The sequence below is a fragment of the Paenibacillus sp. F4 genome (genome assembly GCF_002894905.1).
Classification (GTDB): Bacteria; Bacillota; Bacilli; order Paenibacillales; family Paenibacillaceae; genus Paenibacillus; species Paenibacillus polymyxa_B.
On record NZ_POVS01000013.1, the window covers coordinates 221,599 to 245,094 of the forward strand.

Consider the following 23,496-nt stretch of genomic DNA (forward strand, 5'->3'; position numbering starts at 1 on the left):
CCTATCCCCGAATATACTGCCTTCCCCCAATGACAGCATGTATATGGTGACTGTATTCCTGGTGATACAAAGTGTGCAGCGATATTTCATTTTTTCGATTTCCTTCGGCAGCATACTGCGATAGGTAGATGAAGTCCGGATAGATCACTTCATTCGTCAAATAAGCAGATACCGTGGCATCCGGTCGACGATGTTGATTCAGGGAATCGATAATACCCTTCGCCGGCCAGATGCCAATCCCATGTCCATAAAACAAGTCTTCCTTCAGCTTAACGACATTTTCTCCTTTCCATTCCAATGTTTCAGACGACACATCCGGATTGTTGAAATACAAAATATCGCCAGGAGCCGCTTTATGACTTCCTTGCTCCTGTATGAGTCTGAGGTCGCTGTCATAGTGCCAGTCATACAGCAGCATATCTGCAAAAACCCGATTAAACTCACTTTCCAGAATGGAATCCAGCACTCCTTTGTACAGCACAATAACCATAGCTGTTGCACATTCAAAAGCGTATTGTTGACCGTTTAAAAAAATGTCTCTGATCCCCTGTGCCGGAGTGACACCTGCTTTGATCTGAAAACCACCTTTTTCCGTTAAATCCCAAAATTGCTGGTTGCAACGTGCGGTAGCAAAAGTGGCAAAGGATACACCACTTCGATGCAATGCTTCTGCGGACTCTACAATCTGCGATCTTAAAACCATTTCAAACTGGAGACGCAGCATGATGTAACCCCCGATCCCTATTTAACTTTGGTAACTAATATATATGTACTCGGGAGGGCAAATTGCTTGGTTTATGCGGAAAGAAAGCAAAAAGAGAGCAGCTAATGGCTGTCCCGTAAAGGAATTTTCTGTTATAAAGGTGGACATACTTTGAACAGCTTGGACATAGAATGGTACAAGACTTGCTCAAAACCGGAGGAATCCCAATGTTTAAAAAAAAGCAACACATTCACGCGGACCACAGCCATTTCTTGAATAAGGCACGCGCATTTGTTTTGCCGCTGGTGCTTCTGCTTATTTTGTCATTGCCGCTTACGTTGCTGAGTCCACAGCCCGTTCGAGGAGCGATAAAAACAGAAGCAGCGCCGCCCGCATTAGGAACCCATGCACAGGCTGCTTCTTTAATTGATGTCACATCAGGAAGAATCATTTATTCTACCGAGGGTGACCGGGAGCTACGTATTGCCAGCCTGACCAAAATTATGACTGCAATCGTGGCCATTGAACATGGACGCTTGCAGGACCGGGTAAAGGTGAGTCCTACCGCGTATGCCAAAGAAGGGTCCTCGCTTTTTCTGCAAATGGGTGAACAAATGTCGCTGGAAAATATGCTGTACGGCTTAATGCTCCGTTCTGGTAATGATGCCGCTTCTGCCATTGCTGAGCATGTGGGGGGGACCGAAGAGGGATTTGTCCATTTGATGAATGACAAGGCGGTTCAGCTTGGGCTAAGCCACACACATTTTGCTAATCCGCACGGGCTGGATGCCGAGGGACATTATTCCTCAGCCAATGATATGGCCCGACTTACTGCTTATGCGCTGCATAATCCAACTTTTGCCCGTATCGTAAAAACAGAACTGAAAAAAGCACCGAATCCCAACGATTCTTGGGACTACTCATGGCACAACAAAAACAAAATGCTGCGGCTGTATGAGGGAGCTGACGGTGTGAAAACAGGCTTTACCAAAAAAGCGTTTCGCTGTCTGGTCAGCTCGGCCACACGGGACGGCCGCCAGCTTGCTGCCGTTACCTTGAATGACGGGGACGATTGGAACGATCATGCCCGTATGCTTGATTACGGATTCCGATATTATCCGCTCATTCCGATTACGGACAAGCAGCAACCTATCGATGGTTACCCACTATTAACAGGTACAAGCTTTGCATATCCTTTACATGATAGTGAGAAGACACAGTTGCACAAAAGACTAGTGTTGTATAAAAATTCCGCCTCTACAGACAGAGCGGACGTATCTTTTGGCTTACGAGGACGGGTTGAATTCCTATTGGATGGTAAACTTATTGGTTCCGTTCCTGTGTATGAAAAAGGGAGTAAGCTGCCTGCTCAAAGTAACGTACAGCCACAGCAAGAGGCTCCAACTGCACAAGATCCTGCGAACAATACTCAGCAACGAGGTTGGACGAGCAGATGGAACGAAATTCTAAAAAATTTGTTTGGAGCCTAGGGCAAGCAGAAAATAGAGCTGCACGTGTCACATCATTGGGAAAAGGAGGAATCAGCCATGATTCATCTCATATGGGTGGCTTTGATTTGTATTGGATTTGTATTTGCTGCCGCGCAGGGAAATATTGAGGTGGTGACGAAAGCAGCTTTTGACGGGGCAACTACGGGGGTTACAGTGTGCTTTGGACTGATAAGTGTGCTGGTGTTTTGGATGGGCATGATGAGGCTGGCTGAAGATGGCGGGCTCTTACAGAAAATATCCAAGTTGCTTTCTCCTTTGGTTGCCTTTCTCTTCCCTGATGTTCCGCGTAATCATCCCGCTATGGGTTACATTTTGTCCAATATGAGCGCTAATTTGCTGGGTCTGGGGAATGCAGCCACACCGATGGGAATCAAGGCTATGCAAGAGTTGCAGACGCTCAATCCAGATAAGCAAACCGCCACACCAGCCATGTGTACGCTGCTCGCCCTGAATACAGCCAGTATTACGCTTATTCCTACGACGTTGATCGCGATACGGCTTAATTTTCATTCCGCACATCCGGCAGAAATCGTCGGTACGACACTGGTAGCGACCGCAATAGCCACCTTTGCCGCAATTGCGGCGGACCGTTGGTACCGTAGTCGAGAATTGCGCCGCCGTCCTCCAGCGATTCCGCCGTCCCAGACATCCTTGGCACCACTCACCTCATCAGCACCAACATCTGCTGCCTCTTCAACTACGTTGCCCGTATCTTCACCTGCCGTTCCGGGAACGGGAATCACGGCTGCCAAGGGCAGGGACACCACTTGGAAAGGATGAGGGAGGCATGCTTAATTTTATAAATCTCGTATCGACTTGGGCCATTCCGATTATTCTCGCTTTTATTCCTTTATATGCATATGCTAAAAAGGTACCTGTCTACGATTCTTTTGTGGATGGAGCCAAAGACGGCTTTTCTACCGCCATCAGCATTATTCCTCATCTCGTAGGCATGATGGTAGCGATTAGCATTTTTCGGGCATCCGGCGCTTTGGACTATTTGATCTCCTGGGTAACCCCATGGATTAAACACTGGGGTGTACCAGGCGAGGTATTGCCTTTAGGCTTGCTTCGTCCATTGACGGGCACCGGTTCACTTGCGTTCACGACGGATCTAATTCGGACTTATGGTCCAGATTCCATGATCGGTCGGATCGCTTCAACGATTCAGGGCAGCACAGACACGACGCTTTATGTGCTAACTGTATATTTTGGTGCGGTAGGTATCCGCAATGGACGGTATGCTTTGAAGGTAGGACTATTTTCAGATGTGGTTGGTTTTGTGGCAGCCATTGCCATTTGCCTGCTTGTATTTTAATTTCTGCATCGTTTTTTGAACGGGGGTTGTGATTTTGCTCATGGATGGGTATCATTAGCATGAGGTGAATTAGCGAACATGGAAAGATTGCAGAAAATATTGGCCCAAGCTGGTGTAGCTTCCAGACGTAAATGTGAGGAGCTTATTCAGGCGGGCAGCGTGGAAGTGAACGGGGTTGTCGTAACTGAATTGGGAACGAAGGCAGACCCTGATCAAGATATGATTACGGTAAAGGGACGCCCGATCAAAACCGAGAAAAAAATCTATCTGATGATGAACAAACCTAAAGGAGTCATTACGAGTGCTTCCGATCCGGAAGGCCGTAAAATCGTGTCAGACTATCTGAAAGGTGTTAAGGAACGCGTATATCCGGTAGGACGTCTTGATTACGACACCGAAGGACTGCTGTTGCTTACCAATGATGGCGAGTTCGCCAATCTGCTCACCCATCCCAAGCATCATGTGCCCAAGACATATGTGGCAACAGTCAAAGGTGTTCCGCATGGTACTGAGCTGGACAAGCTGAAAAAAGGAATCGTGCTGGAAGATGGCATTACTGCACCAGCCGAGGTAGAATATAAAGATGTAGATCCGAATGGTAAGGAGTCTGTGATCCAGATTACCATTTATGAAGGCAGAAATCGCCAGGTAAGACGGATGTTTGAGGCCATTTCACACCCGGTCATCAGACTCAAGCGGATTGCCTTCGGGGATCTTTTGCTACAAAACTTGAAGCGCGGTCTGACCAGACCCCTAACCAAGGACGAAATCAACCGTCTCATTCAACTTGCCAAATCAGACAACACGAAAAAGAAACGGACAGGACGGGGGTCATAACCCCGGCCTTTTTGGTGTAAAGAGACTGTTGGATGAGAGTAAAGTTTGACCAAGCACGGGAAAATAGTAAAATAGAGAGAATGGTTTTTTAGCGAAGGGGCTGGGAATATGTCAGAACAAAGCAACCGCATATTAATTGTAGATGATGAAGAACGCATTCGCCGCCTTCTGCGGATGTATCTGGAAAAAGAAGGATATGCAATTGACGAAGCTGAGGATGGTGAGATTGCCCTCCAAAAAGCGACTGCAAGCGATTACAGCATTATTTTGCTCGATGTGATGCTTCCGGGGATGGATGGAATTGAGGTGTGTACACGGCTGCGTCAGACTAAAGCTACACCTGTGATTATGCTGACTGCCAAAGGCGAGGAAGTGAACCGTGTACAAGGTTTTGAAGTTGGAGCAGATGATTATGTGGTTAAGCCCTTTAGCCCGCGAGAAGTCATTTACCGGGTGAAGGCGATTTTACGCCGTTCGTCGGAAACTGCCTTTTTAACGAAAGAGGCGGTACCAAGCAATAGTATTGTTTTTCCGAATCTTATCATTGAACATGATGCGCACCGGGTAACTGCGGGTGGGATTGAAATCAGTCTCACGCCTAAAGAGTACGAGCTGTTGCACTATTTGGCGGTGTCGCCAGATAAAGTCTTCTCGCGCGAAGAACTGCTGAAAGACGTTTGGAATTACGAATTTTTTGGTGATCTGCGCACTGTGGATACGCATGTGAAACGGCTTCGTGAAAAGCTGAATAAGGTATCGCCAGAGGCAGCGGCTATGATTACGACCGTGTGGGGCGTAGGTTATAAGCTGGAGGTTCCAAAATAACGTGAACTTCTGGAGATCGCTGGTAGGCAAGCTGTGGATCACCATCATTTGTCTTGTAGGTTCTGTACTTATTTTTCTAGGGCTTTTTTTATTGCCGTACATCAACAGAAATTTTGCGGCGTATGAATCGACGGAAATTAAGCATTTGTTCACCTATACATGTATTGTCGGATTTTTATTGACGACCTTTTTTGCCCTATTCCTTTTTACTAAAATCACACAGCCTATGCAGCTGTTGATTCAGGCGGCGAATGCGATTCGTGAGGGAAGGTATGATACTCGGCTTTCGCTGGTGACCAGTGATGAAATTGGAGAACTGGCGAAAACTTTTAATCATATGTCTACGGAACTGGAAGCAACGATCCGCAGTCTGAATGAGGAGAAAAACCATTTATCCAGCGTACTGCGAAGCATGTCTGATGCAGTAATCACCTTCGACAGAAGCGGACAAATTATCTTGACGAATCCGCCGGCACAAAGTCTATTGGATATCTGGAAAAAGCTGGAGTGGCAGGAGCGTGATCTGGAGGAGTTTGGAGCTTCTGTACCTGAGCCTTTGCAGTCTCTGTTCCATACCGTTATGGACAGGGGGGAGGATGTCGGAGACTATATCCATGTCAAGAAGGGCTCCTGGTCGGTGCAGATGGCGCCTCTCTATACGGATAATGCAATCCGCGGTGCAGTAGCTGTGCTTAGAGATATTACGGAAGAAGTGAAGCTTGAGAAGATGCGGAGCGATTTTGTGGCCAACGTATCTCATGAAATCCGTACACCTTTATCTATGATGCAGGGCTACAGTGAGGCGTTGCTGGATGGTATGGCGGGTTCACCTGAAGAATCCGAGGAGCTGGTACAGGTCATCCATGATGAATCATTACGCATGGGAAGGTTAGTCAAGGATCTGCTTGATCTGGCCCGAATGGAGGCTGGTCATACAGACATGCACCGACAGGAAGTGAATGTGAATGAGCTGATCGAGCGTGTTCACCGTAAATTTACGGTACGTTCAAAGGAACAGGGACTGACACTCGATTACCATGAGCAAGGCCAACGTTTGCTGCTGCCTGAGGCAGATGAAGACCGACTAGAGCAGGTATTGACCAACTTGCTGGATAATGCATTCAGACATACACCCGGCGGGAAAAAGGTTACTATTGCGGCGGATCGAATTTTGGGAGAACGGCATGAGTTAATCCGTATTCGGATTAAGGATGAAGGTGTAGGCATTGCCAGCGAGGATCTACCTTATATTTTCGACCGCTTCTACAAGGCAGATAAGGCCAGAGTACGTGGTGAGGATAAAGGGACTGGTTTGGGGCTTGCTATTGTCAAGAACATTGTAGAGGCTCACGGAGGCTCTGTCTCTGCTTCCAGCGTATTGGGGGAAGGGACGGAATTTACTATTTTGCTGCCGATCTCCAACAAAACAAAGCTGGGTCTGTAACAGGCTTATAAGCCCCAGCTGATATACCCCGGTTTGCAGGCATCCTCGGAAGAGGGTGCTTTTTGTTGAAAAATCAACATTTATCTTGTTCAACGTGGAACATCCTGTTTCATGCATGATGATTGCTCTCATGACAGATAACGGTATAAGAGAAAAAGACGCCTGGGTAGCCAGGCGCCTCTCTTTATTATAAAACCATGGACTTCTCAATATGTCTGGAACTAATTTAGCACTACTTCTTGGGCAGTATTTAGTTCTGGCAAACCAACGAGTTGAATCAGCACGTCTTTTGGCACGGCTTTATCGACGGTCAGAATCATGATGGCTTCACCGCCGACAATTTTACGCCCTACTTGCATGGATGCGATATTGACGCCGTTCTCCCCAAGCAAGGTGCCGACACGACCGATAATGCCTGGTTTATCATTGTGGGAGATGAGCAGGAAATGAGCTTCCGGTGCCACATCTACCGGGAACTGGTTCAACCGAACAATACGTTCGCCATAGCCTGCCAGCAGGGTGCCAGATACACGTTGCTCTTCGCCGCTCTGCGTTTTGAGTGTAACGGTAATCAGGTTGGTAAAACCCTTGGTGGCGGGCGCCTGAGATACGACAAGATGGATGTCACGTGTTTTGGCCAGATGTACAGAGTTTACAATGTTCACATCGCTGCCCAGATGACGGCTAAGTACACCTTTCAAAATATAACGTGTCAGCGGCTGTGTATCCACAGAGGACAAATCACCAGCGTAATCTACCTGAATTTCACGTACAGCCTGATTCGTGATCTGAGCGGCAAAGCTGCCCAGCTTCTCTCCAAGCGAGAAATATGGCTGCAATTGCGTCATGACGTTGGATGGTACTGGAGGCATGTTGACCGCATTTTTAAAAGGCTCATCACGCAAAATATGCAGCACTTGCTCGGACACATCGATAGCTACATTCTCCTGAGCTTCGACAGTCGAGGCACCCAGATGTGGTGTGACGATAATTTTCGGATGACTCAGGAATGGGTGATCCTGTGCTGGCGGCTCTGACTCGAATACGTCAAAGGCTGCACCGGCAACGATACCTTCATCAATGGCTTCAACAAGAGCCATTTCATCGATAACTCCGCCCCGGGCACAGTTGATGATGCGCATTCCTTTTTTCATCACTTCAAACTGTGGACGAGCAATCATATGTTTCGTTTCCGGTGTTAATGGTGTGTGTACGGTCATAAAATCTGCGTTGCGGATAATTTCGTCCACGCTCGCCAGCTTAATGCCCAGCTTCTCAGCGCGTTCTTCCGTTAGAAATGGATCATATCCGAGGATGCTCATGCCAAATGCTTTAGCACGTTTAGCCACCTCACTGCCGATACGTCCCATGCCGAGGACTCCAAGTGTTTTGTTACGCAGTTCGACACCGAGGAATGTTTTACGATCCCATGTACCGCCAATGGTTTTGGCATATGCCTGTGGAATATGACGTGCTAGAGCCATCATCATCGCAAAAGTGTGCTCACATGTCGTAATCGTGTTGCCGTCAGGAGCGTTAATAACGATAATCCCGCGTTGTGTTGCTGCTTCGAGGTCGATGTTGTCCACTCCGACCCCAGCTCGCCCTACAACCTTGAGGTTCTTACCTGCCGTCATGATGCGTTCGGTTACCCGAGTTTGGCTTCGAACGAGTAATGCGTCATAGTCACCAATAATTTGAACCAATTCATCCTCGCTGAGACCTGTGTTCTTGTCCACCGTGACATCGTCTGCATCCATCAGTTGCTGGATGCCCAGGTCACTGATCGGATCGGATACTAACACTTTAAACATTTGGTTTCCTCCTCAAAGTTAACTTCTTTTATGGACAGGATGTACTTCAAACTGAAATACATTCCATAAAGAACATGAAAAAACTTGAAATGCTTCTAAAAGTACAGGAGAGCGGTGTGAAATACTAGTGTGATAACGCATTGACGCAGAAAAGGGATAGTATAGCATTATGCACTAAACTAACGACCGAAAGTCTTATGCGGAGACGCTTTGCGGTTTTCGGGCATCAAAAAAACTCCCGAATCACATACTATCTCCATAGTAAGGGACGAGAGTTATCGTGGTACCACCCTAATTCGCAGCCATTTCGCAATGGACTGCCTTCAGCGGTCATAAAATGACCGAAAGGATAACGGTTTTCTGCCGATTGCATCTAATGCCGGGAAATATTCCCCAGACCTCGGTGCAATAACTCAGGAGCGCTGAAAGTAGTTACTTCGTCACCGGCTTCCACCCAAGCACCGGTTCTCTGAGGACGAAATCAATACCTTTTCTCCATCATTGTTGTTGTCGCTAATAATTTTTTCATAATGTATCATGGCTTACATGGGCATGTCAATAGGACATGCGACATGTGTGGATAGCCGGCTAGATATATAGCTACAGAATGCGGAAGATTAAGATTTAAGTCTTCTTGAATCCGCCCGACTTTTTGGCTATGATGCTAAAGAAGACTATGCAGAGGACTAACTAACTATGAAAAAGCTTAAAGTGAAATGGAAAAGAGCGCAAATTCATGAATTGAACGACCGCTTGCTGCTTTACAATTTGTATCTAACTCAGGGGCTGACCCTGCTGATTGGCGCAATCTGGATATTTTTTCAGAAAAGAAATGTGTTAGAACTATTTGCATTGCCGAACACTCTGCACGTCTTATGGTGGGGATTGGGATTGGCCGCCGCTATGTTACTTGTGGATCTGTTGTTATCCCGGATTATGCCTGAGGATGCTATGGATGACGGTGGTATTAACCAAATGCTGTTTCAAAATCGTCCGGTTTGGCATATTATTTGCATAGCAGCTATCGTCTCTATCTGTGAGGAACTCTTGTTCAGAGGTGCGATTCAGTACAGCTTTGGTCCTTATTGGACAAGCATTTTGTTTGCGGTGATTCATATCCGATATTTACGGCATTGGATTCCCACTGGCTGGGTTTTTCTTAGCAGTTATGGATTGGGCTACATATATGTGCAGACCGGTAGTCTGTGGGCACCGATCATTTGTCATTTTGTGATTGACCTTATATCTGGTTTAGCGTTACGTTTTCGGAGGTATGAAGAATGAATCAGGAACTTAGCAGAGTGCAGACCTATGGCAGCCGTCGAAATGGTCGCAAAGGCAAAGAGGAGGACAGGTCAAAATCTAAACCAGTTCGCTCCCGTGCTTCACGGCCCGTGCCAGAATTGGCTCACGTTGCCGCTGCACCAGAAGTTGCTGTGACGATGGAGGGTGACACTCCTGCCAGTGAGTACCGAACGCGGGCAGAAATGTTTCCGTCCCGCCGTATTCGGGTGAGCAAGTGGTTTTTAAATTTTTTGAGCACTCTTTTTGTGCTGATTACTGTAGCATTACTGTGGTGGGGCGTCAAGGGTGCACCACCCATCAGTGAAATGCTTTGGTAATATAAAGTTATTATGGACGTCTGTGCTTAGGTCAAGGCGCGTAATGATACGGTGAAAAGGCCTCCATCTCCGCATGAATAACGGAGAATGGAGGCCTTTTTTGCATCATCTATAGTTAATCCGGAGTATACGCAAGTGTCTACTAGCTGGCAGGAACCTCAATCCCTTGCGGATCGACAAATTGGTAACCCTTTTGCTCAAGGCGCGTCAATAGACTGTCCAGCGCCTCAGCTGTCCATGGCAGTTCGTGCATCAGGATATTGCTGCCTGGATGAAGTTGTTCTGTTACGTTTTTGAGAAGTGCCTCCGTTTTATTAGGCTGATTCTTTTTCATTGTCCAGTCTAGAGAACCGACGGACCATGTCATGTATAGGAGACCGTTTTCCTTAGCGACCTTGCGACCTACGTCTCCGCCGGCACCATGAGGGGGGCGGAAGAATACGGGGGCTTGTCCTGTAATGTCCTTAACAACTTTTTGTACCGATTCAATCTGTTTTTTGACCTCAGGCTCAGATTTATTCTTCAGCACGATGTGATCCCAGCTATGGTTGCCGATGGGCTGTCCACGGTCATGGATAAGCTTAAGCAACTCAGGATGTTCTTTTACACGGTAACCGTTTACGAAGAAAATCGCTTTTGCTTTGTGTTTGTCCAGTACATCTATGATTTTGTTGATCATGGCTGCTTCCTTAGGACCATCATCAAAGGTCAGTAACACGACTTTTTTTTCGGTACCTTGTTGGTTAGGGATTACATTGTAGGCTTTGTTCAAGTGATACATTTTGTTATTGGTAGTTGCAGATGTCGCAGCTCCTGTTTCGTTGCTTTCGCTGGTTTTATCATTTTGTGCATTGGTTTTACCCGCTGATTTATGATCATCACTGCCTGCTTGCTTACTGCTGCTTTTTGGGGAAGAGACGCTGCTCTGATCTTTGGCGCTGTTACTTGAGTCAGACGCTACCGAATCCTGCTGGTTGCTTGTTGCTGCAGATTCCAGCTTGGTTGCAGTGCAAGCACTAAGCAGCAGACATGCGGTGAACAAAATGGCTGCTGTTTTTGTACCCATTATTTCATCTCACCTTCCTGTATTTTATACCGTATGAGTTTGTCACTACTGACGAACACTATGCTTGATTCTACCACAAAGGGAGGTTCTAATTGTGAAAACATCTTCATTTTTCCTGGGAATCGTCTTGGGCGCTGTCGCAAGCTCTTTGATCTCCCGCAACCGCAACATGTTGGGCTTATCTATGGACATGGGTGGAAAAAAAGGCGGCAATTTAGTGCAGAAAGCTCGTACTAAAATGATGGACGCGGCATTCCCCGGAATGGGCGAGATAACGCTCAATAAAGAAGACACCCGTAAGGATCAAGACCATCATTCACAAACAGATAAAACCGCTCATAACGCCCATACTGCCAAGAGCAAAGAAGAAAATATGAAGTTGATTAAAGACTTCATCAGCACAAGTCCCGATGTTAAACGTGAGGTCGAGCAAATTTTGAAAGAAACTCATACAGCCGTACCGGGATTGTAACCCAGAAACCTTTATTCCGAATCATTTTGCGGCTTTTTTGTAAAAGCCGTTCAAATGATTCTTTTTTTTATCTTTTTATTGCGTGCATTTACGATTATAAAATGATAACATGATTACATAGAACCATTTTCATCACAGGCATCATAATTGCATCATAATCTGTTAATAACACTCGGCTGCCAGGAGGAGGGTCCAGTATGAAAATAGAAAGATTAAGTCAGGACAAGATACGGATTTTCCTTACCTTTGACGATTTGAGCGAACGCGGTATTCAAAAAGACGATATGTGGCAAGAAATTCCAAGAGTTCATGAGCTGTTTACCGAAATGATGGATCAGGCATACAGCGAACTGGGCTTCGACGCCACGGGACCGTTAGCTGTCGAAGTCTTTGCGCTTCCTGCTCAAGGAATGGTTGTTATCGTCACCCGGGGAAAATACGACCATCAACAGTATGGTTCGGGTCCCGATGAGGAGCTTCCAGAGGAAGTCTACGAAATGGAAGTCACGCTGGAGCATAGCGATTCCATCGTTTACGCGTTTAGCGATTTCGAAGTACTCATAGAAGCGGCTCATATGCTTCGTAGCAACACTACGGAAGCAGGTAAGCTGTATCATTATAGAGGAAAATGGATTCTGCACTTGGAACCAGAAGAAGTAGAGGAGTCCAAGCTTGCGGCTTTAATCGCGGTTCTTGCTGAATTTGGAGAAGGCTCATCCGTTACACCAGCTATGTTGGAAGAGTACGGCAAGCTGGTCATTCCTGAGCAGGCAGTTGCTGTCATCTGCACTCATTTTGACAGCCGTTCTTGATTCGTTTTATCGAAAGTGATATCGAAGTGAATTTGTCGGCTCTGCGCTTAAAGCAGGGCCGACTCATTTTTATGGAGGGATGATCGGTGCTTCTGTTTTCGGTTTTAGCGGCAGCCACAGCGCCGGGTCTCGCCTTATTGATGTATTTTTACTTGAAGGACAGGTATGATTCGGAGCCACTGCACATGGTTATTAAAGTGTTTTTGCTCGGCTTTTTGGTGGTTCTTCCTGTCATGATTTTTCAACGCGGGCTGCTGCTTTGGCTAGGGGATCACACGTTAATCCAGGTGTTCGGCATTTCAGCCGGAGTGGAAGAGTTTTTTAAATGGTTTCTGTTGTATCACATCATCTATAATCATACCGAGTTCGACGAGCCTTATGATGGTATTTTGTATGCGGCCGCAGTCTCACTCGGATTTGCAACGGTTGAAAATCTGTTATATGCCTGGGCGGGCCATGCTTCTATTAGCATGATGCTGATGAGATCATTGCTACCGGTATCCGGTCATGCGATGTTTGGTGTAATGATGGGCTACTACATGGGGAAGGCCAAGTTTTCAGAGGGCTTAAGAAGCAAATACATGTTGCTGCTGTCATTGGTGCTTCCATGGTTCTGGCACGGAGTATACGATTTGATTTTAACGAAATTTTCGCATGACTGGATCTGGTTTATCATTCCACTTATGGCATTTCTATGGTATGGAGGAATGGCAAAGATCAGTCGAGCTAATAACCGTTCTCCTTTTCGTTTGTTAAAACGGGAAGAAAAGGTTAATATGTAACGAAATGGGACACACTGATCTGACAAACCTGTTAGAGAAAGAGGTGTCTTTTTTTTGCGTATAAAAGTAAGAATTCATTGTAAAAGATGTGGGGAACGTTTTGTGCTGAGAGGACGTATAGAGCAAGGACAGATTCAGACCGGCTTTAAACGCTGCATTTGCGATAACTGTGAGTTTATTGTTGAAGTCATGGAAAACCATGCATAAGAGAGCATTCTTCTTGTCACACTATCGGTAGTGTACTTGAAGAAAGGAGACTCCCAATATGTATAAGCGACTTAGTGCCGTATTGTTCCCGGTGGTTACCCTGATGATGATAGGAGCATTTGTGTGGGGTTACCAGCAAAGCCAGATGAGAAAAGAGGTGTCTCTTCAGGCAAATAACATGTCGATGAAAGCGGAAAATCAATACCAGCGTGCGTTTCACGATTTGTCGTTTCATATGGATCAGCTGCATTCTCAACTCGGTAACGCGGTTGCTGTCCATAATACTTCACACTCGATGCACCGCAAATGTTTGATGAACGTGTGGAGGATTGCAAGTGAGGCCCAAAATGAGGTTAATCAGTTGCCTCTCAATGTAATGCCTTTTAATCATGCCAAGGATTTGCTGTCACATCTATCTGCATTTTCGTATCAGACCGCTGTTCGTGATCTGGATCACGAGCCATTAAATGAGAAAGAAATTTCGAACCTGAAAACGTTATATAACAATTCCAAAGAAATTTCGAAAAACATGCAGGAAGTGCAGCAAAAGGTCCTTAGCAAAAATTTGCGATGGATGGATGTAGATATGGCGGCAGGTTCGCAAACTGGGCCGAAGGACAATACCATTATTGATGGCTTTAAAACCGTGGACAAAAAGGTGGAAAACTACAAGGAGCTGGATTGGGGACCGTCTGTAGCCAGCATCTATGATAAACGCTCTGTGAAAAAATTGAGTCTCCCGGCAGTGAATGCAGAACAAATTAAACGAAATGCCGCTGAATTTACAGGAAAACCGGAAAGTCAGATCCGTGTGAACGAAAACGGTAAAGGAACGGAATGGGCATCTTATACAGCTACCCTGCTAAATAAGAAGCAACCCGTAGCCAGTATGGATTTTACGAAAAAAGGCGGCAAGCTTATTTCTTATCATGACATGAGAGCAGTAGGCCCTAAAAAAGCAACACGTAATGAAGCGATTCGCTATGCTAGTGAATACCTTGAACAAAAAGGTTACAAAGGAATGAAGCCAGTTGCGTATGATGAGAGCGGGAATTTAGCTAATATTACATTTGCGAGCCAACAAGGGGACGTGATTATCTATCCAGAAAAAATCACAGTCAGATCAGGCCTTGATAACGGACAAGTGATCGGTTTTCAATCCAGTGATTATGTGTATGAGCATAGTCATCTCCGCCGTATTCCGCAAGCGAAATTGAATTTGAATGCAGCACGAGCAAAATTGAATCCTGAGTTTCGTGAAACTTACCACCGTAAAGCCTTAATTGAAAATGAACTTTCGAATGAAGTTCTGTGTTATGAATTTGGTGGTAAAATCAATGGTTCCGTTTACCGGATATATATTAATGCCAATACGGGGATGGAAGAAACGATTGAAGAGGTTAAAGATTCAGATGAACCTCAGGTTACTGCAAGTAATGCGTAGTTGATTACATGAAAATGAATCAATAGTCACTCTGAACCTCCTTCATGAAGGAGGTTTTTTGTGCTTTAGTCATAGATCGAACAAATAAAATGCTTAATATAGGCATAAAGTCGTGGTATTATATACCTTAATTAGAGCTTTTAATGGACAAGGATGGTGGATCATTTGTTTCCCAAAATTAATGATGTGTTATACATACAAGTGGCTGGTACTGACCATAAGGACGAGATTTTTGAATTTAAGTCTCGTATTGCAGAAGAGGAGTCACAGAACTTTTTAATTGAAATTCCTATGTCACAAACAAGTGGGCATTTGAAAAAATTGTTTCTAGGGGAAGAACTGTCTATATTTTTTATGAGCGAGGGTGGGATTAAAAATTATTTTAATACCCACGTTACGGGTTTTAAAGAGGATATCCTCCGGATGGTTCGTATCCACAAACCTGCTCCAGACAGCATCAGCAAAATTCAGCGCCGCAACTTTCTTCGGGTTAAGGCCAACTTGGAAATTGCAGTAAAGCATAGTGCGAACGAGTCCAGATTTGTAGCAGAGACACATGATGTAGGAGGCGGGGGTGTTTCTTTTCACACCCAGGGAACTCATCATCTTGAAGAAGGAGAATCATTGTCTTGCTGGATTTTAGTTCCATATAAAAACGGTACTCAGGAGCATGTTCCGTTCCAATCTGAAATTGTGCGCATTCAGCAGATGGAAAACGGTCGCAAACTCATTATGCTGAAATATGAGGAAATCGCTGATCAGGAGCGCCAAAAACTGATTAAATATTGCTTTGAAAGACAGCTGGAATTCCGGGGGAAATCTTAATCATCCGAAATTTTTCTTTTTTAGTAAACCTGTCGCTTATTTTGCATCGCCTATAAATGTGTGGTATAATTTTCACGTCGCAGGCAATGCCTGCTTTTTTCTTGAGGTTAGGTTAGGAGGAATTCCCTGTTGGCAAGGCAACATGTATCTTCAAGTAACAAAATAAATGTAGCCATTGATGGACCTGCTGGTGCAGGGAAAAGTACAGTGGCCCGCTTGGTGGCGAAAGCACTTTCTTATGTATATGTAGATACCGGCGCCATGTACCGAGCAGCAACGTGGTACATGATGCGTAAGGAAATACCTGCAGAAAATGTACAAAAAGTGCTTCAACATGTACCTGAGCTGGTGATTGAATTAGTACCGGACCCCACAGGCCAAAAGGTTTATTGTAACGGGGAAGATGTAACCACTGTGATCCGTTCGATGGAAGTGACTAGCAACGTGTCACAGTATTCAAGTATTGCCGGTTTACGTACACGTTTGACTGAAAACCAGCGTGAAATGGCTGCGCGCAAGGGTGTCGTTATGGATGGTCGTGATATTGGAACAACTGTACTTCCCGATGCGGAAGTCAAGGTGTTCATGACCGCAAGTGTTCAGGAACGTGCCTCTCGCCGTTTTAAAGAACTGAGCGAAACTGATGATATCACTCTGGAGCAGCTAGAACGTGACATTGCGGCACGTGACAAGCTTGACGAGGAGAGGGAGGTATCCCCGCTTCGTTGCAGTGAGGACGCCATCGTGCTCGATACAACCCATATGGGCATTCAGGATGTCGTTGATACGATCGTATCTTATTGCTTAACGGAGAAGGATGGAGAGATCAGCCAATGATATATACTGTATGCGCCAGTATTTTGCGTCTTATTTACCGCGTTCTGTTTAGACTTGAGGCGGTAGGCAGGGAAAATGTTCCTGCCGAGGGCGGAGTGCTGTTGTGTTCTAATCATATTAGTAATCTTGACCCTCCTACAGTCGGTATTTTGCTGAAGCGAAAGGTTCACTTTATGGCAAAAGCCGAGCTGTTTAATGTTCCTGTACTGGGTCCACTAATTGGGAAACTGGGAGCTTTTCCAGTCAAACGTGGTGGTGTAAGTAAGGAATCCATTAAGCTGGCATTGAACATTTTGCGTGATGGTAAGGTTATGGGAATCTTTCCCGAAGGTTCCAGAGGAGCTGGGGGAATCGGTAAAAAGGGTGCTGCAAGCTTTGCGCTACGCAGTGGAGCGGCTGCCGTTCCGGTCGCCATTATTGGTGATTACAAGCTTTTCCGTAAAACGAAAGTGTTATACGGTAAACCTGTCAATTTGGACGCTTACCAAAAGGGTGCCGATATCGAAGGAGATCCGCTTGAACTTGCAACAGAAGCAATTATGTCTCGTATTCGCACGATGAAGGAAACGGGTAAGCCTACGAATAACTGAAAGGCTTGCATGAATTGTGTCTAAGCTCGGAAAACTAGAACAAAAGTTTATGTATGTTTTGAACTCTGCCATGCGCAGGTTTAAATAAATGGTTTTTTTTGAATTGAGGAGGGTATTGACATGTCGGAAGAAATTAAAAATCAAGAAGCTGCTGAAGCGGCAAATCAAGACGAGCTCGATCAAATCGTCTCCCTGAAAAAAGGTGACACCGTTAAGGGTACAATCGTGAAATTGGAAGATAACCAAGCGGTAGTAAGCATTGGATATAAATACGATGGAGTTATTCCAATTCGCGAGTTGTCTTCTGGTTTGGATAACGCAGAAGAAGCAGTACAAGTAGGCCAAGAGGTTGAAGCTAGAATTATCAGCATTGACGATGGCAAGGAAAAACTTGTTCTGTCCAAACGTGCAATCGACAGTGAAAATGCTTGGGAAAAGTTGGAGCAACTGTTCGAAAGCAAAGAAGTATTTGAAGTTGTTGTGAATGATGTCGTTAAAGGCGGCATCGTGGTAGACGTGGGTCTGCGCGGATTCATCCCTGCATCCATGGTAGAACGCCACTTCGTTGAAGATTTCAGTGATTACAAAGGCCGCACATTGCGTGTTGTTGTAAAAGAACTGGATCGTGAAAATAACAAAGTGATCCTTTCTCAAAAAGACGTTCTGGAAGCAGAATTCGAAGCCAATAAGCTTAAAGTAATGGCTGAGCTGAAAGAAGGCCAAGAAATCGTAGGTACGGTTCAACGTCTTACTCAGTTCGGTGCTTTCGTAGATGTTGGCGGCGTGGACGGTCTGGTTCACGTATCTGAAATTGCTTGGACTCATGTCGATAAGCCTTCTGATGCAGTTTCTGAAGGAGATCAAGTGAAAGTGAAAGTCTTGAAAGTAGATCCTGAAAAAGGAAAAATCAGCCTGAGTATGAAAGCTGCACAGCCTGGTCCTTGGGAATCGGCTGCTGGACAATTCAACAACAATGACATCGTAACAGGTGTTGTAAAACGTCTGGTTAACTTCGGTGCATTCGTCGAAATCGCTCCTGGCGTGGAAGGTTTGGTTCATATTTCCCAAATTTCCCACAAACACATTGGAACTCCACAAGAAGTTCTGGAAGAAGGACAAGAAGTGAAAGTTAAAATTCTTGAAATGAATCCTTCCGAAAAACGTGTTAGCCTGAGCATTAAAGAAACTGAGGAAGCTCCTGAAGCTGCTCCTAAAGCAGAAAGAGCACCACGTGCATCTCGTGCACCACGTGAGGAACTGAATAATCCTAACGTTTCCCTTAATAATTCCGGTCTGAGCATTACGCTCGGCGAGCGTTTTGGCGATAAGCTGAACAAATTCAAATGAGTTTAAATCAATACATTTTATAATAAGCATAACGTACACCATCGGCGGACCCAGAGGGTTCGCCGATTGTTGTTACGTGACCATATCGCTAATAGGTATGTTTTTTGCTATGATGATAGCGGAAGAATTGACAGGAGGAGTGAATTTATGGCAAGACCCGTTGTGGCTATCGTTGGTCGTCCGAATGTGGGTAAGTCCACTATTTTTAATCGGATTATCGGGGATCGTTTGTCCATCGTGGAAGATAAACCCGGAATCACTCGTGACCGTATATACGGTATATCGGAGTGGAATGGTAAATCCTTCAGTATTATTGATACCGGCGGCATTGAGATTGATGGTGAGGATGTCATTTTAAAATCCATCCGTATGCAGGCCGAACTTGCAATAGAAGAAGCAGATGTAATTGTATTCATGAGTGATGCGAAAGCAGGAATTACACAGTCAGATGAAGAGGTAGCTCAAATGTTATATCGTTCGGGTAAACCGATCATCGTAGCTGTCAACAAGGTGGACAACCTCAGTCGCGCCGATCTGATTTATGAGTTTTATTCTTATGGATTTGGTGATCCAATCCCTGTTTCTGGCAGTCATGGCACAGGGATAGGTGACCTGCTAGATGCCATTACGTCCAATTTGCCTGAGCTGGAAGAAGATCACTATGATGAAGACGTTATTCGTGTTGCCTTGATCGGCCGCCCGAATGTAGGTAAATCTTCACTGGTTAACGCCATTTTGGGAGAAGAACGGGTTATCGTGAGTGACATTGCAGGTACGACGCGTGATGCAATTGATACACCTTTTGAAAAAGACGGTCAAAAGTATGTGCTGATTGATACGGCGGGTATGCGTAAACGTGGCAAGGTATATGAAACGACCGAAAAATATAGTGTAATGCGTGCCATGCGTGCCATTGAGCGTGCAGATGTTGTACTGGTCGTTATTAACGGCGAGGAAGGCATTATTGAGCAGGATAAGCACATTGCTGGCTATGCCTATGAAGCGGGTAAAGCATCGCTGTTTGTCGTTAACAAATGGGATGTCGTGGACAAGGACGATAAAACGATGCACCAGTTTGAAACGAAAATTCGCGATCACTTTCTGTTTATGACATATGCTCCGATTGTGTTCTTGTCTGCAAAAACGAAGCAACGCCTGCAAAAGCTGCTTCCTGTTGTACAGCATGTGGCACAACAGCATGTGTTGCGTATTCAGACACATTTGCTGAATGATGTAATTTCCGATGCGGTTGCCATCAATCCTCCACCAACAGACAAGGGACGTCGTCTGCGCATTAACTATGTGACCCAGGTTGCTGTTAAGCCGCCTACGATGGTTGTATTCGTAAACGATCCAGAAATAATGCACTTCTCGTATGAGCGTTATCTGGAGAACAAAATTCGCGCCGCCTTCAATTTTGAAGGAACTCCAATTCGTATCTTTACACGGCGCAAGTCTGACGAAAGTTAGGAGCGAATAGGTTGATTTTACAAATCGTTGCCATCGTACTCAGTTACTTGCTTGGCTCTGTCAGCTTTAGTTTGCTGTATGGAAAATTAAAAGGAATCGACATTCGCCAGCATGGAAGCGGCAATGCCGGTGCGACGAATACGCTGCGTGTGCTAGGAAAAGGCCCAGCTATTCTGGTACTGCTGCTGGACGTACTTAAAGGGGTTATTGCAGTGCTAATAGGGCACTGGTTAGGTGGAGAATCATCCTGGGTTTCGGGTTTGTGCGGCATTGCAGCGATTGCGGGCCATAACTGGCCGATATATTTTCACTTCCGTGGAGGAAAAGGTATTGCGACTGCTATTGGTGTATTGGCATCGCTTGCCTTACTGCCCGCACTATATGCCGGAATCATTGCGATACTTGCAATCGTAATGACGCGTTACGTATCCTTGGGATCGCTTATTTTTGTCATTTTGACCCCCTGGATATTACTCGTGCTTGGTTATGAATGGCCGCTATTTTGGACGGCTCTAATCATTTGTCTGTTCGCTGTGTGGAGACACCGTACCAACATAGTCAAGCTGGTACGGGGGAATGAGAATAAGCTTGGCTCCAAAGGAGGAGATCGTCTTGTCTGAGAAAATAGCTGTGCTGGTCGCGGGAAGTTGGGGAACAGCCCTGGCTTCCGTTCTTGCGGCCAATAACAACGATGTCTCTGTCTGGACGAGAAACGAGCAGCAAGCAGCTGAAATCAATGAGAAGCATACGAATGAGCATTATTTACCGGGCTCCATTTTGTCTGATCGCATTTCAGCTACAACTGACATGCAGACTGCGGTATCTGGTGCTAAAGCAGTGATAATCGTATCTCCTTCTGCTGCTGCTCGTCAGGTAGCACGTAGTCTGAAAGCTCATTTTAGCAAGGATATGCTGGTAGTGCATGCCATTAAAGGTTTTGAAACAGAAACGCTTAAACGTATGTCCACGGTGATCTCGGAAGAACTGGAAGTCGCGGAGGGCGATATTGTCGTGCTGTCTGGTCCGAGTCATGCGGAAGAAGTGGTGAGGAAGTGTCCTACAACGGTCGTTGTAGCTTCCTCCAATGAGAAGGCTGCACAGGCCGCACAGGGGCTGTTCATGAACTCCTATTTCCGTGTCTATACAAACCGCGATTTGCTCGGTGTGGAACTGTCCGGGGCGCTAAAAAACATTATCGCATTGGGTGCGGGAATGTCAGACGGACTTGGTTTCGGTGATAATGCCAAAGCGGCTTTATTGACCCGTGGATTGGCTGAAATTACCCGTGCCGGAGTTGAGATGGGCGCTAACCCATTAACCTTTGCCGGCCTGGCTGGTATTGGCGATCTAGTGGTCACTGCAACGAGTCGTCACAGTCGCAACTGGCGTGCAGGGTCACTATTGGGACAGGGCCAACAGCTTGATGCTGTGCTGGAATCTATGGGCATGGTCGTAGAAGGTATTCGAACGACAAAAGCGGCATACGCCATCTCTCAAAAATTAGGTGTTCAGATGCCTATTACAGAGGTACTGTATGGAGTACTGTTTGAAGGACGTGACGTCCGTAAGGCCGTTGAGGCGCTGATGGGGCGCGATCCTAAGACCGAGATGGAAGTCATGCCGCTTCAAACTTGGGAGCAATGGCATTCTTAAGGGCTAGGATGAGCTTTATTAATATAAAGGCTGTCTCATGGTAGATTTTTTCTATAATGAGATAGCCTTTTTTAGTTAGGCGTTAGGCATGTCTTATGTACGCTTAATCACCTTTTGTCTCCGCCACTCATAGACTGAGTTGAGCAATGGCGGAGGAGGGGAGATTGTGAATAAAAACTTTCCGAAAGATGCATTGAAGGCCATTAACAAAAAAGGCGGCAAAAACATATCCGAAAATGCAGTGAAAAAGCTGGCAGGTACGGTAAAGGCGGACACGCTTCAAAGCGAAGCGCAACTGCGTCAGCTTATCAAGCAGGTGTCTGCGATGGCCAACATTCCGGTGTCGGAAGATACAGTAAGGGATATCGTTGGTGCCGTCAAAAAGAGCGGAATGAATCCTTCCAATATGGAAGCGTTGATGAAAATGATGATGAAAAAATAGACCGCTGGCCGCACGTCGGTTAGTATTATTCACCGTGAACCGGGAAGGTTCGCGGTTTTTTTTATATTTTGGAGCAGCTAACCTCTTTTTCAGTGCACAAAATATCGAACTGCCCTGTCGAACATGTTATAATGATGCCCATCAGGAAACGGAAGGAAAGACAGCAAAGGAGGAAACGATGTTGAAGGAGGCAATATCATCAGTGTTAGTAGACAGGCTTCCTCACAATCTGGCAGTTGCGCTGAGTAGCTTGGCTGAGAGCTGGTCAACAGTGTCGGTTCCGTGGATGCTGGGCGGAAGCTGTTCACTACTTGTGCAAGAAGTTGAATTGGATCGCCTGCCTCGGGACATTGATATTTATGCGGATATTCATGCCGCAAAGCAGCTTCATGCGCACCCCCTGGGTATGAGTATAGATCGACAGCAGGTTGACCGTAGCGGCTCTTACGTTTCATTGCTGAGCCACTATGATCTGGAGGGATTTCCAGTCGAGTTGGTGGGAGGATTTGAGGTATTATGTGGCGGAGCGTTATACCGCTTAGAGATTGAGCGACTACTTTGGTCGGCTGGGGTTCAGCTTGAGCTGGGGAGAGCTTCACTGCGTCTGATGCCGCTCAGTCATGAACTTTTATTCAATATATTGCGAAATCGACCCGACCGATATAAAGCGATTGCAGATGTTATGCAGCGCGACCCGCGACGTCATATAATTGTACTGAAGCAGCTACTAGTCAGTAATATTTGGAATGAGGAGCAATTGGACAAGCTTGCGGAACTTCTGCCTTGGCCAGAGTTACACTCTGTCATCCAGATGGGCAATGAAGTATAAGCTGTGTGTGTTAGGAGAAAGACGACTGGAGGACCGTTCATGAATGTGCAGATTACGTTCAAGCCGTCAGGCAGGCGCGTACAGGTCGGTCAGGGTACGTCATTGCTTCAGGCTGCTCGTAAAGCGGGTGTATATATTCCCACTCGTTGTGACGGAAAAGCAGCCTGTCTGATGTGTAAGGTACAAATATCACCGGAATGGGCTGAATTCGCAGGTCAACCCAGCGATGCAGAGCAGCGGAAGCTGGGACCTTTACTGGATGAAGGAATACGCTTATCCTGCCAGGTCCGTGTCCAAGGCGATATGGAGGTAACCATACCGGAGGATAAGCTCAAGGCGGCTATCAGGCGGCAACTGGAGCGTCAGGCGATGGATGATGAACTGTGGTAATGCCGATTATATCAGGAGAATAAAAAAAGGATGGTTTCCGACGACTCGAAACAGTCAGGAGAAACATCCTTTTTTTATTTAGTCTAGCGACAAAGTCATGGGAGAGCCTTGCCCCGCATATATTAGATGAGTGGACCCAAACGTAAAATATCGTTTCTGCAATGATCGCTCTGTCGTAATCTATTTTTCAAAAAACTAAACATATTTTACGGAGGGGATACATATGATGGTATCAGTCCAAATGCATGTACGAGTT

At 45.8% G+C, this 23,496-nt stretch carries 25 protein-coding genes and 1 other annotated feature; of the genes, 22 read left to right on the forward strand and 3 right to left on the reverse strand.

The window, feature by feature from the left end; translation table 11 throughout:
- Nucleotide 1 precedes the first annotated feature (1 nt).
- Nucleotides 2-724 (reverse strand): protein-glutamine gamma-glutamyltransferase, encoded by a 723-nt coding sequence (locus C1T21_RS14225; protein WP_103048715.1) that lies wholly within the window; start codon nucleotides 722-724, stop codon nucleotides 2-4.
- Nucleotides 725-930: 206 nt separating this feature from the next.
- Between C1T21_RS14225 and C1T21_RS14230 the strand changes: the two genes are divergently transcribed.
- The 6 genes from C1T21_RS14230 (at nucleotide 931) to C1T21_RS14255 (ending at nucleotide 6,638) form a co-directional block, all read left to right on the forward strand.
- Nucleotides 931-2,193: a D-alanyl-D-alanine carboxypeptidase family protein gene (locus tag C1T21_RS14230; RefSeq protein ID WP_103048716.1), complete on the forward strand. Its 1,263-nt coding sequence runs from the start codon at nucleotides 931-933 to the stop codon at nucleotides 2,191-2,193.
- Nucleotides 2,194-2,250: 57 nt separating this feature from the next.
- A complete protein-coding gene (locus C1T21_RS14235; RefSeq protein WP_103048717.1) occupies nucleotides 2,251-2,994 on the forward strand; it encodes a nucleoside recognition domain-containing protein in 744 nt (247 codons plus the stop codon).
- 7 nt (nucleotides 2,995-3,001) lie between these two features.
- The gene (locus C1T21_RS14240) at nucleotides 3,002-3,532 is read left to right on the forward strand and encodes a spore maturation protein (RefSeq protein ID WP_103048718.1); all 531 of its coding nucleotides are present in this window, start codon (nucleotides 3,002-3,004) and stop codon (nucleotides 3,530-3,532) included.
- Between the two features lie 78 nt (nucleotides 3,533-3,610).
- On the forward strand, nucleotides 3,611-4,369 hold the full coding sequence (locus tag C1T21_RS14245) for a pseudouridine synthase (protein WP_023989197.1): 759 nt from the start codon (nucleotides 3,611-3,613) through the stop codon (nucleotides 4,367-4,369).
- A 108-nt stretch (nucleotides 4,370-4,477) separates the two neighbouring features.
- On the forward strand, nucleotides 4,478-5,194 hold the full coding sequence (locus C1T21_RS14250) for a response regulator transcription factor (RefSeq protein WP_029517311.1): 717 nt from the start codon (nucleotides 4,478-4,480) through the stop codon (nucleotides 5,192-5,194).
- A 1-nt stretch (nucleotide 5,195) separates the two neighbouring features.
- Nucleotides 5,196-6,638, forward strand: a complete 1,443-nt coding sequence (locus C1T21_RS14255; RefSeq protein WP_103048719.1) for an ATP-binding protein — start codon at nucleotides 5,196-5,198, stop codon at nucleotides 6,636-6,638.
- 221 nt (nucleotides 6,639-6,859) lie between these two features.
- Here C1T21_RS14255 and serA read toward each other — a convergent pair whose 3' ends face one another.
- Nucleotides 6,860-8,452 carry a phosphoglycerate dehydrogenase gene (gene serA / locus C1T21_RS14260; protein WP_039271025.1) on the reverse strand — a complete coding sequence of 531 codons (1,593 nt, stop codon included), beginning with the start codon at nucleotides 8,450-8,452 and terminating at the stop codon, nucleotides 6,860-6,862.
- 261 nt (nucleotides 8,453-8,713) lie between these two features.
- Nucleotides 8,714-8,963 (reverse strand) — a binding site (T-box leader).
- A 185-nt stretch (nucleotides 8,964-9,148) separates the two neighbouring features.
- On the opposite strand from serA, the gene C1T21_RS14265 reads away from it, so the two are divergent.
- Complete coding sequence (locus tag C1T21_RS14265) at nucleotides 9,149-9,736, forward strand: type II CAAX endopeptidase family protein (protein WP_061829230.1); 588 nt, start codon at nucleotides 9,149-9,151, stop codon at nucleotides 9,734-9,736.
- Complete coding sequence (locus C1T21_RS14270) at nucleotides 9,733-10,074, forward strand: hypothetical protein (RefSeq protein WP_103048720.1); 342 nt, start codon at nucleotides 9,733-9,735, stop codon at nucleotides 10,072-10,074. Before C1T21_RS14265 ends, C1T21_RS14270 begins: the two co-directional genes overlap by 4 nt.
- 142 nt (nucleotides 10,075-10,216) lie before the next feature.
- Here the strand turns inward: C1T21_RS14270 and C1T21_RS14275 are convergent, their stop codons facing one another.
- Complete coding sequence (locus tag C1T21_RS14275; RefSeq protein ID WP_103048721.1) at nucleotides 10,217-11,140, reverse strand: polysaccharide deacetylase family protein; 924 nt, start codon at nucleotides 11,138-11,140, stop codon at nucleotides 10,217-10,219.
- 94 nt (nucleotides 11,141-11,234) lie between these two features.
- On the opposite strand from C1T21_RS14275, the gene C1T21_RS14280 reads away from it, so the two are divergent.
- The 14 genes from C1T21_RS14280 (at nucleotide 11,235) to C1T21_RS14345 (ending at nucleotide 23,240) form a co-directional block, all read left to right on the forward strand.
- Nucleotides 11,235-11,612, forward strand: a complete 378-nt coding sequence (locus C1T21_RS14280) for a hypothetical protein (RefSeq protein WP_103048722.1) — start codon at nucleotides 11,235-11,237, stop codon at nucleotides 11,610-11,612.
- Between the two features lie 197 nt (nucleotides 11,613-11,809).
- The gene (locus C1T21_RS14285; protein ID WP_013310751.1) at nucleotides 11,810-12,424 is read left to right on the forward strand and encodes a genetic competence negative regulator; all 615 of its coding nucleotides are present in this window, start codon (nucleotides 11,810-11,812) and stop codon (nucleotides 12,422-12,424) included.
- A gap of 86 nt (nucleotides 12,425-12,510) precedes the next feature.
- The gene (gene prsW / locus C1T21_RS14290; RefSeq protein ID WP_039271035.1) at nucleotides 12,511-13,206 is read left to right on the forward strand and encodes a glutamic-type intramembrane protease PrsW; all 696 of its coding nucleotides are present in this window, start codon (nucleotides 12,511-12,513) and stop codon (nucleotides 13,204-13,206) included.
- A 265-nt stretch (nucleotides 13,207-13,471) separates the two neighbouring features.
- The gene (ypeB, locus tag C1T21_RS14295; protein ID WP_103048723.1) at nucleotides 13,472-14,857 is read left to right on the forward strand and encodes a germination protein YpeB; all 1,386 of its coding nucleotides are present in this window, start codon (nucleotides 13,472-13,474) and stop codon (nucleotides 14,855-14,857) included.
- 165 nt (nucleotides 14,858-15,022) lie between these two features.
- The gene (locus C1T21_RS14300) at nucleotides 15,023-15,682 is read left to right on the forward strand and encodes a flagellar brake protein (protein ID WP_103048724.1); all 660 of its coding nucleotides are present in this window, start codon (nucleotides 15,023-15,025) and stop codon (nucleotides 15,680-15,682) included.
- A gap of 129 nt (nucleotides 15,683-15,811) precedes the next feature.
- The gene (gene cmk, locus C1T21_RS14305) at nucleotides 15,812-16,519 is read left to right on the forward strand and encodes a (d)CMP kinase (protein ID WP_103048725.1); all 708 of its coding nucleotides are present in this window, start codon (nucleotides 15,812-15,814) and stop codon (nucleotides 16,517-16,519) included.
- A complete protein-coding gene (locus C1T21_RS14310) occupies nucleotides 16,516-17,109 on the forward strand; it encodes a lysophospholipid acyltransferase family protein (protein WP_013310746.1) in 594 nt (197 codons plus the stop codon). Before cmk ends, C1T21_RS14310 begins: the two co-directional genes overlap by 4 nt.
- 120 nt (nucleotides 17,110-17,229) lie before the next feature.
- Nucleotides 17,230-18,456, forward strand: a complete 1,227-nt coding sequence (gene rpsA, locus C1T21_RS14315; RefSeq protein WP_013371699.1) for a 30S ribosomal protein S1 — start codon at nucleotides 17,230-17,232, stop codon at nucleotides 18,454-18,456.
- A gap of 147 nt (nucleotides 18,457-18,603) precedes the next feature.
- Nucleotides 18,604-19,926, forward strand: a complete 1,323-nt coding sequence (der, locus tag C1T21_RS14320; RefSeq protein ID WP_103048726.1) for a ribosome biogenesis GTPase Der — start codon at nucleotides 18,604-18,606, stop codon at nucleotides 19,924-19,926.
- A gap of 11 nt (nucleotides 19,927-19,937) precedes the next feature.
- A complete protein-coding gene (gene plsY, locus C1T21_RS14325; protein WP_103048727.1) occupies nucleotides 19,938-20,546 on the forward strand; it encodes a glycerol-3-phosphate 1-O-acyltransferase PlsY in 609 nt (202 codons plus the stop codon).
- Entirely contained in the window at nucleotides 20,539-21,579 is a 1,041-nt protein-coding gene (locus tag C1T21_RS14330) for an NAD(P)H-dependent glycerol-3-phosphate dehydrogenase (protein ID WP_103048728.1), read from the forward strand. Before plsY ends, C1T21_RS14330 begins: the two co-directional genes overlap by 8 nt.
- Before the next feature lie 166 nt (nucleotides 21,580-21,745).
- Nucleotides 21,746-22,021: a stage VI sporulation protein F gene (locus C1T21_RS14335; protein WP_013310741.1), complete on the forward strand. Its 276-nt coding sequence runs from the start codon at nucleotides 21,746-21,748 to the stop codon at nucleotides 22,019-22,021.
- 178 nt (nucleotides 22,022-22,199) lie between these two features.
- A complete protein-coding gene (locus C1T21_RS14340; RefSeq protein ID WP_103048729.1) occupies nucleotides 22,200-22,850 on the forward strand; it encodes a hypothetical protein in 651 nt (216 codons plus the stop codon).
- Between the two features lie 39 nt (nucleotides 22,851-22,889).
- Nucleotides 22,890-23,240, forward strand: a complete 351-nt coding sequence (locus C1T21_RS14345) for a 2Fe-2S iron-sulfur cluster-binding protein (protein ID WP_103048730.1) — start codon at nucleotides 22,890-22,892, stop codon at nucleotides 23,238-23,240.
- Nucleotides 23,241-23,496 lie beyond the last annotated feature (256 nt).

Coding starts and splice junctions, on each gene's coding strand:
- C1T21_RS14250 (WP_029517311.1), top strand. CDS start 4,478: ATGTCAGAACAAAGCAACCGCATATTAATTGTAGATGATGAAGAACGC.
- C1T21_RS14245 (WP_023989197.1), top strand. CDS start 3,611: ATGGAAAGATTGCAGAAAATATTGGCCCAAGCTGGTGTAGCTTCCAGA.
- C1T21_RS14310 (WP_013310746.1), top strand. CDS start 16,516: ATGATATATACTGTATGCGCCAGTATTTTGCGTCTTATTTACCGCGTT.
- serA (WP_039271025.1), bottom strand. CDS start 8,452: ATGTTTAAAGTGTTAGTATCCGATCCGATCAGTGACCTGGGCATCCAG.
- rpsA (WP_013371699.1), top strand. CDS start 17,230: ATGTCGGAAGAAATTAAAAATCAAGAAGCTGCTGAAGCGGCAAATCAA.
- C1T21_RS14265 (WP_061829230.1), top strand. CDS start 9,149: ATGAAAAAGCTTAAAGTGAAATGGAAAAGAGCGCAAATTCATGAATTG.
- C1T21_RS14285 (WP_013310751.1), top strand. CDS start 11,810: ATGAAAATAGAAAGATTAAGTCAGGACAAGATACGGATTTTCCTTACC.
- der (WP_103048726.1), top strand. CDS start 18,604: ATGGCAAGACCCGTTGTGGCTATCGTTGGTCGTCCGAATGTGGGTAAG.
- C1T21_RS14270 (WP_103048720.1), top strand. CDS start 9,733: ATGAATCAGGAACTTAGCAGAGTGCAGACCTATGGCAGCCGTCGAAAT.
- ypeB (WP_103048723.1), top strand. CDS start 13,472: ATGTATAAGCGACTTAGTGCCGTATTGTTCCCGGTGGTTACCCTGATG.
- C1T21_RS14225 (WP_103048715.1), bottom strand. CDS start 724: ATGCTGCGTCTCCAGTTTGAAATGGTTTTAAGATCGCAGATTGTAGAG.
- C1T21_RS14275 (WP_103048721.1), bottom strand. CDS start 11,140: ATGGGTACAAAAACAGCAGCCATTTTGTTCACCGCATGTCTGCTGCTT.
- C1T21_RS14235 (WP_103048717.1), top strand. CDS start 2,251: ATGATTCATCTCATATGGGTGGCTTTGATTTGTATTGGATTTGTATTT.
- C1T21_RS14340 (WP_103048729.1), top strand. CDS start 22,200: ATGTTGAAGGAGGCAATATCATCAGTGTTAGTAGACAGGCTTCCTCAC.
- C1T21_RS14230 (WP_103048716.1), top strand. CDS start 931: ATGTTTAAAAAAAAGCAACACATTCACGCGGACCACAGCCATTTCTTG.
- C1T21_RS14240 (WP_103048718.1), top strand. CDS start 3,002: ATGCTTAATTTTATAAATCTCGTATCGACTTGGGCCATTCCGATTATT.
- C1T21_RS14345 (WP_103048730.1), top strand. CDS start 22,890: ATGAATGTGCAGATTACGTTCAAGCCGTCAGGCAGGCGCGTACAGGTC.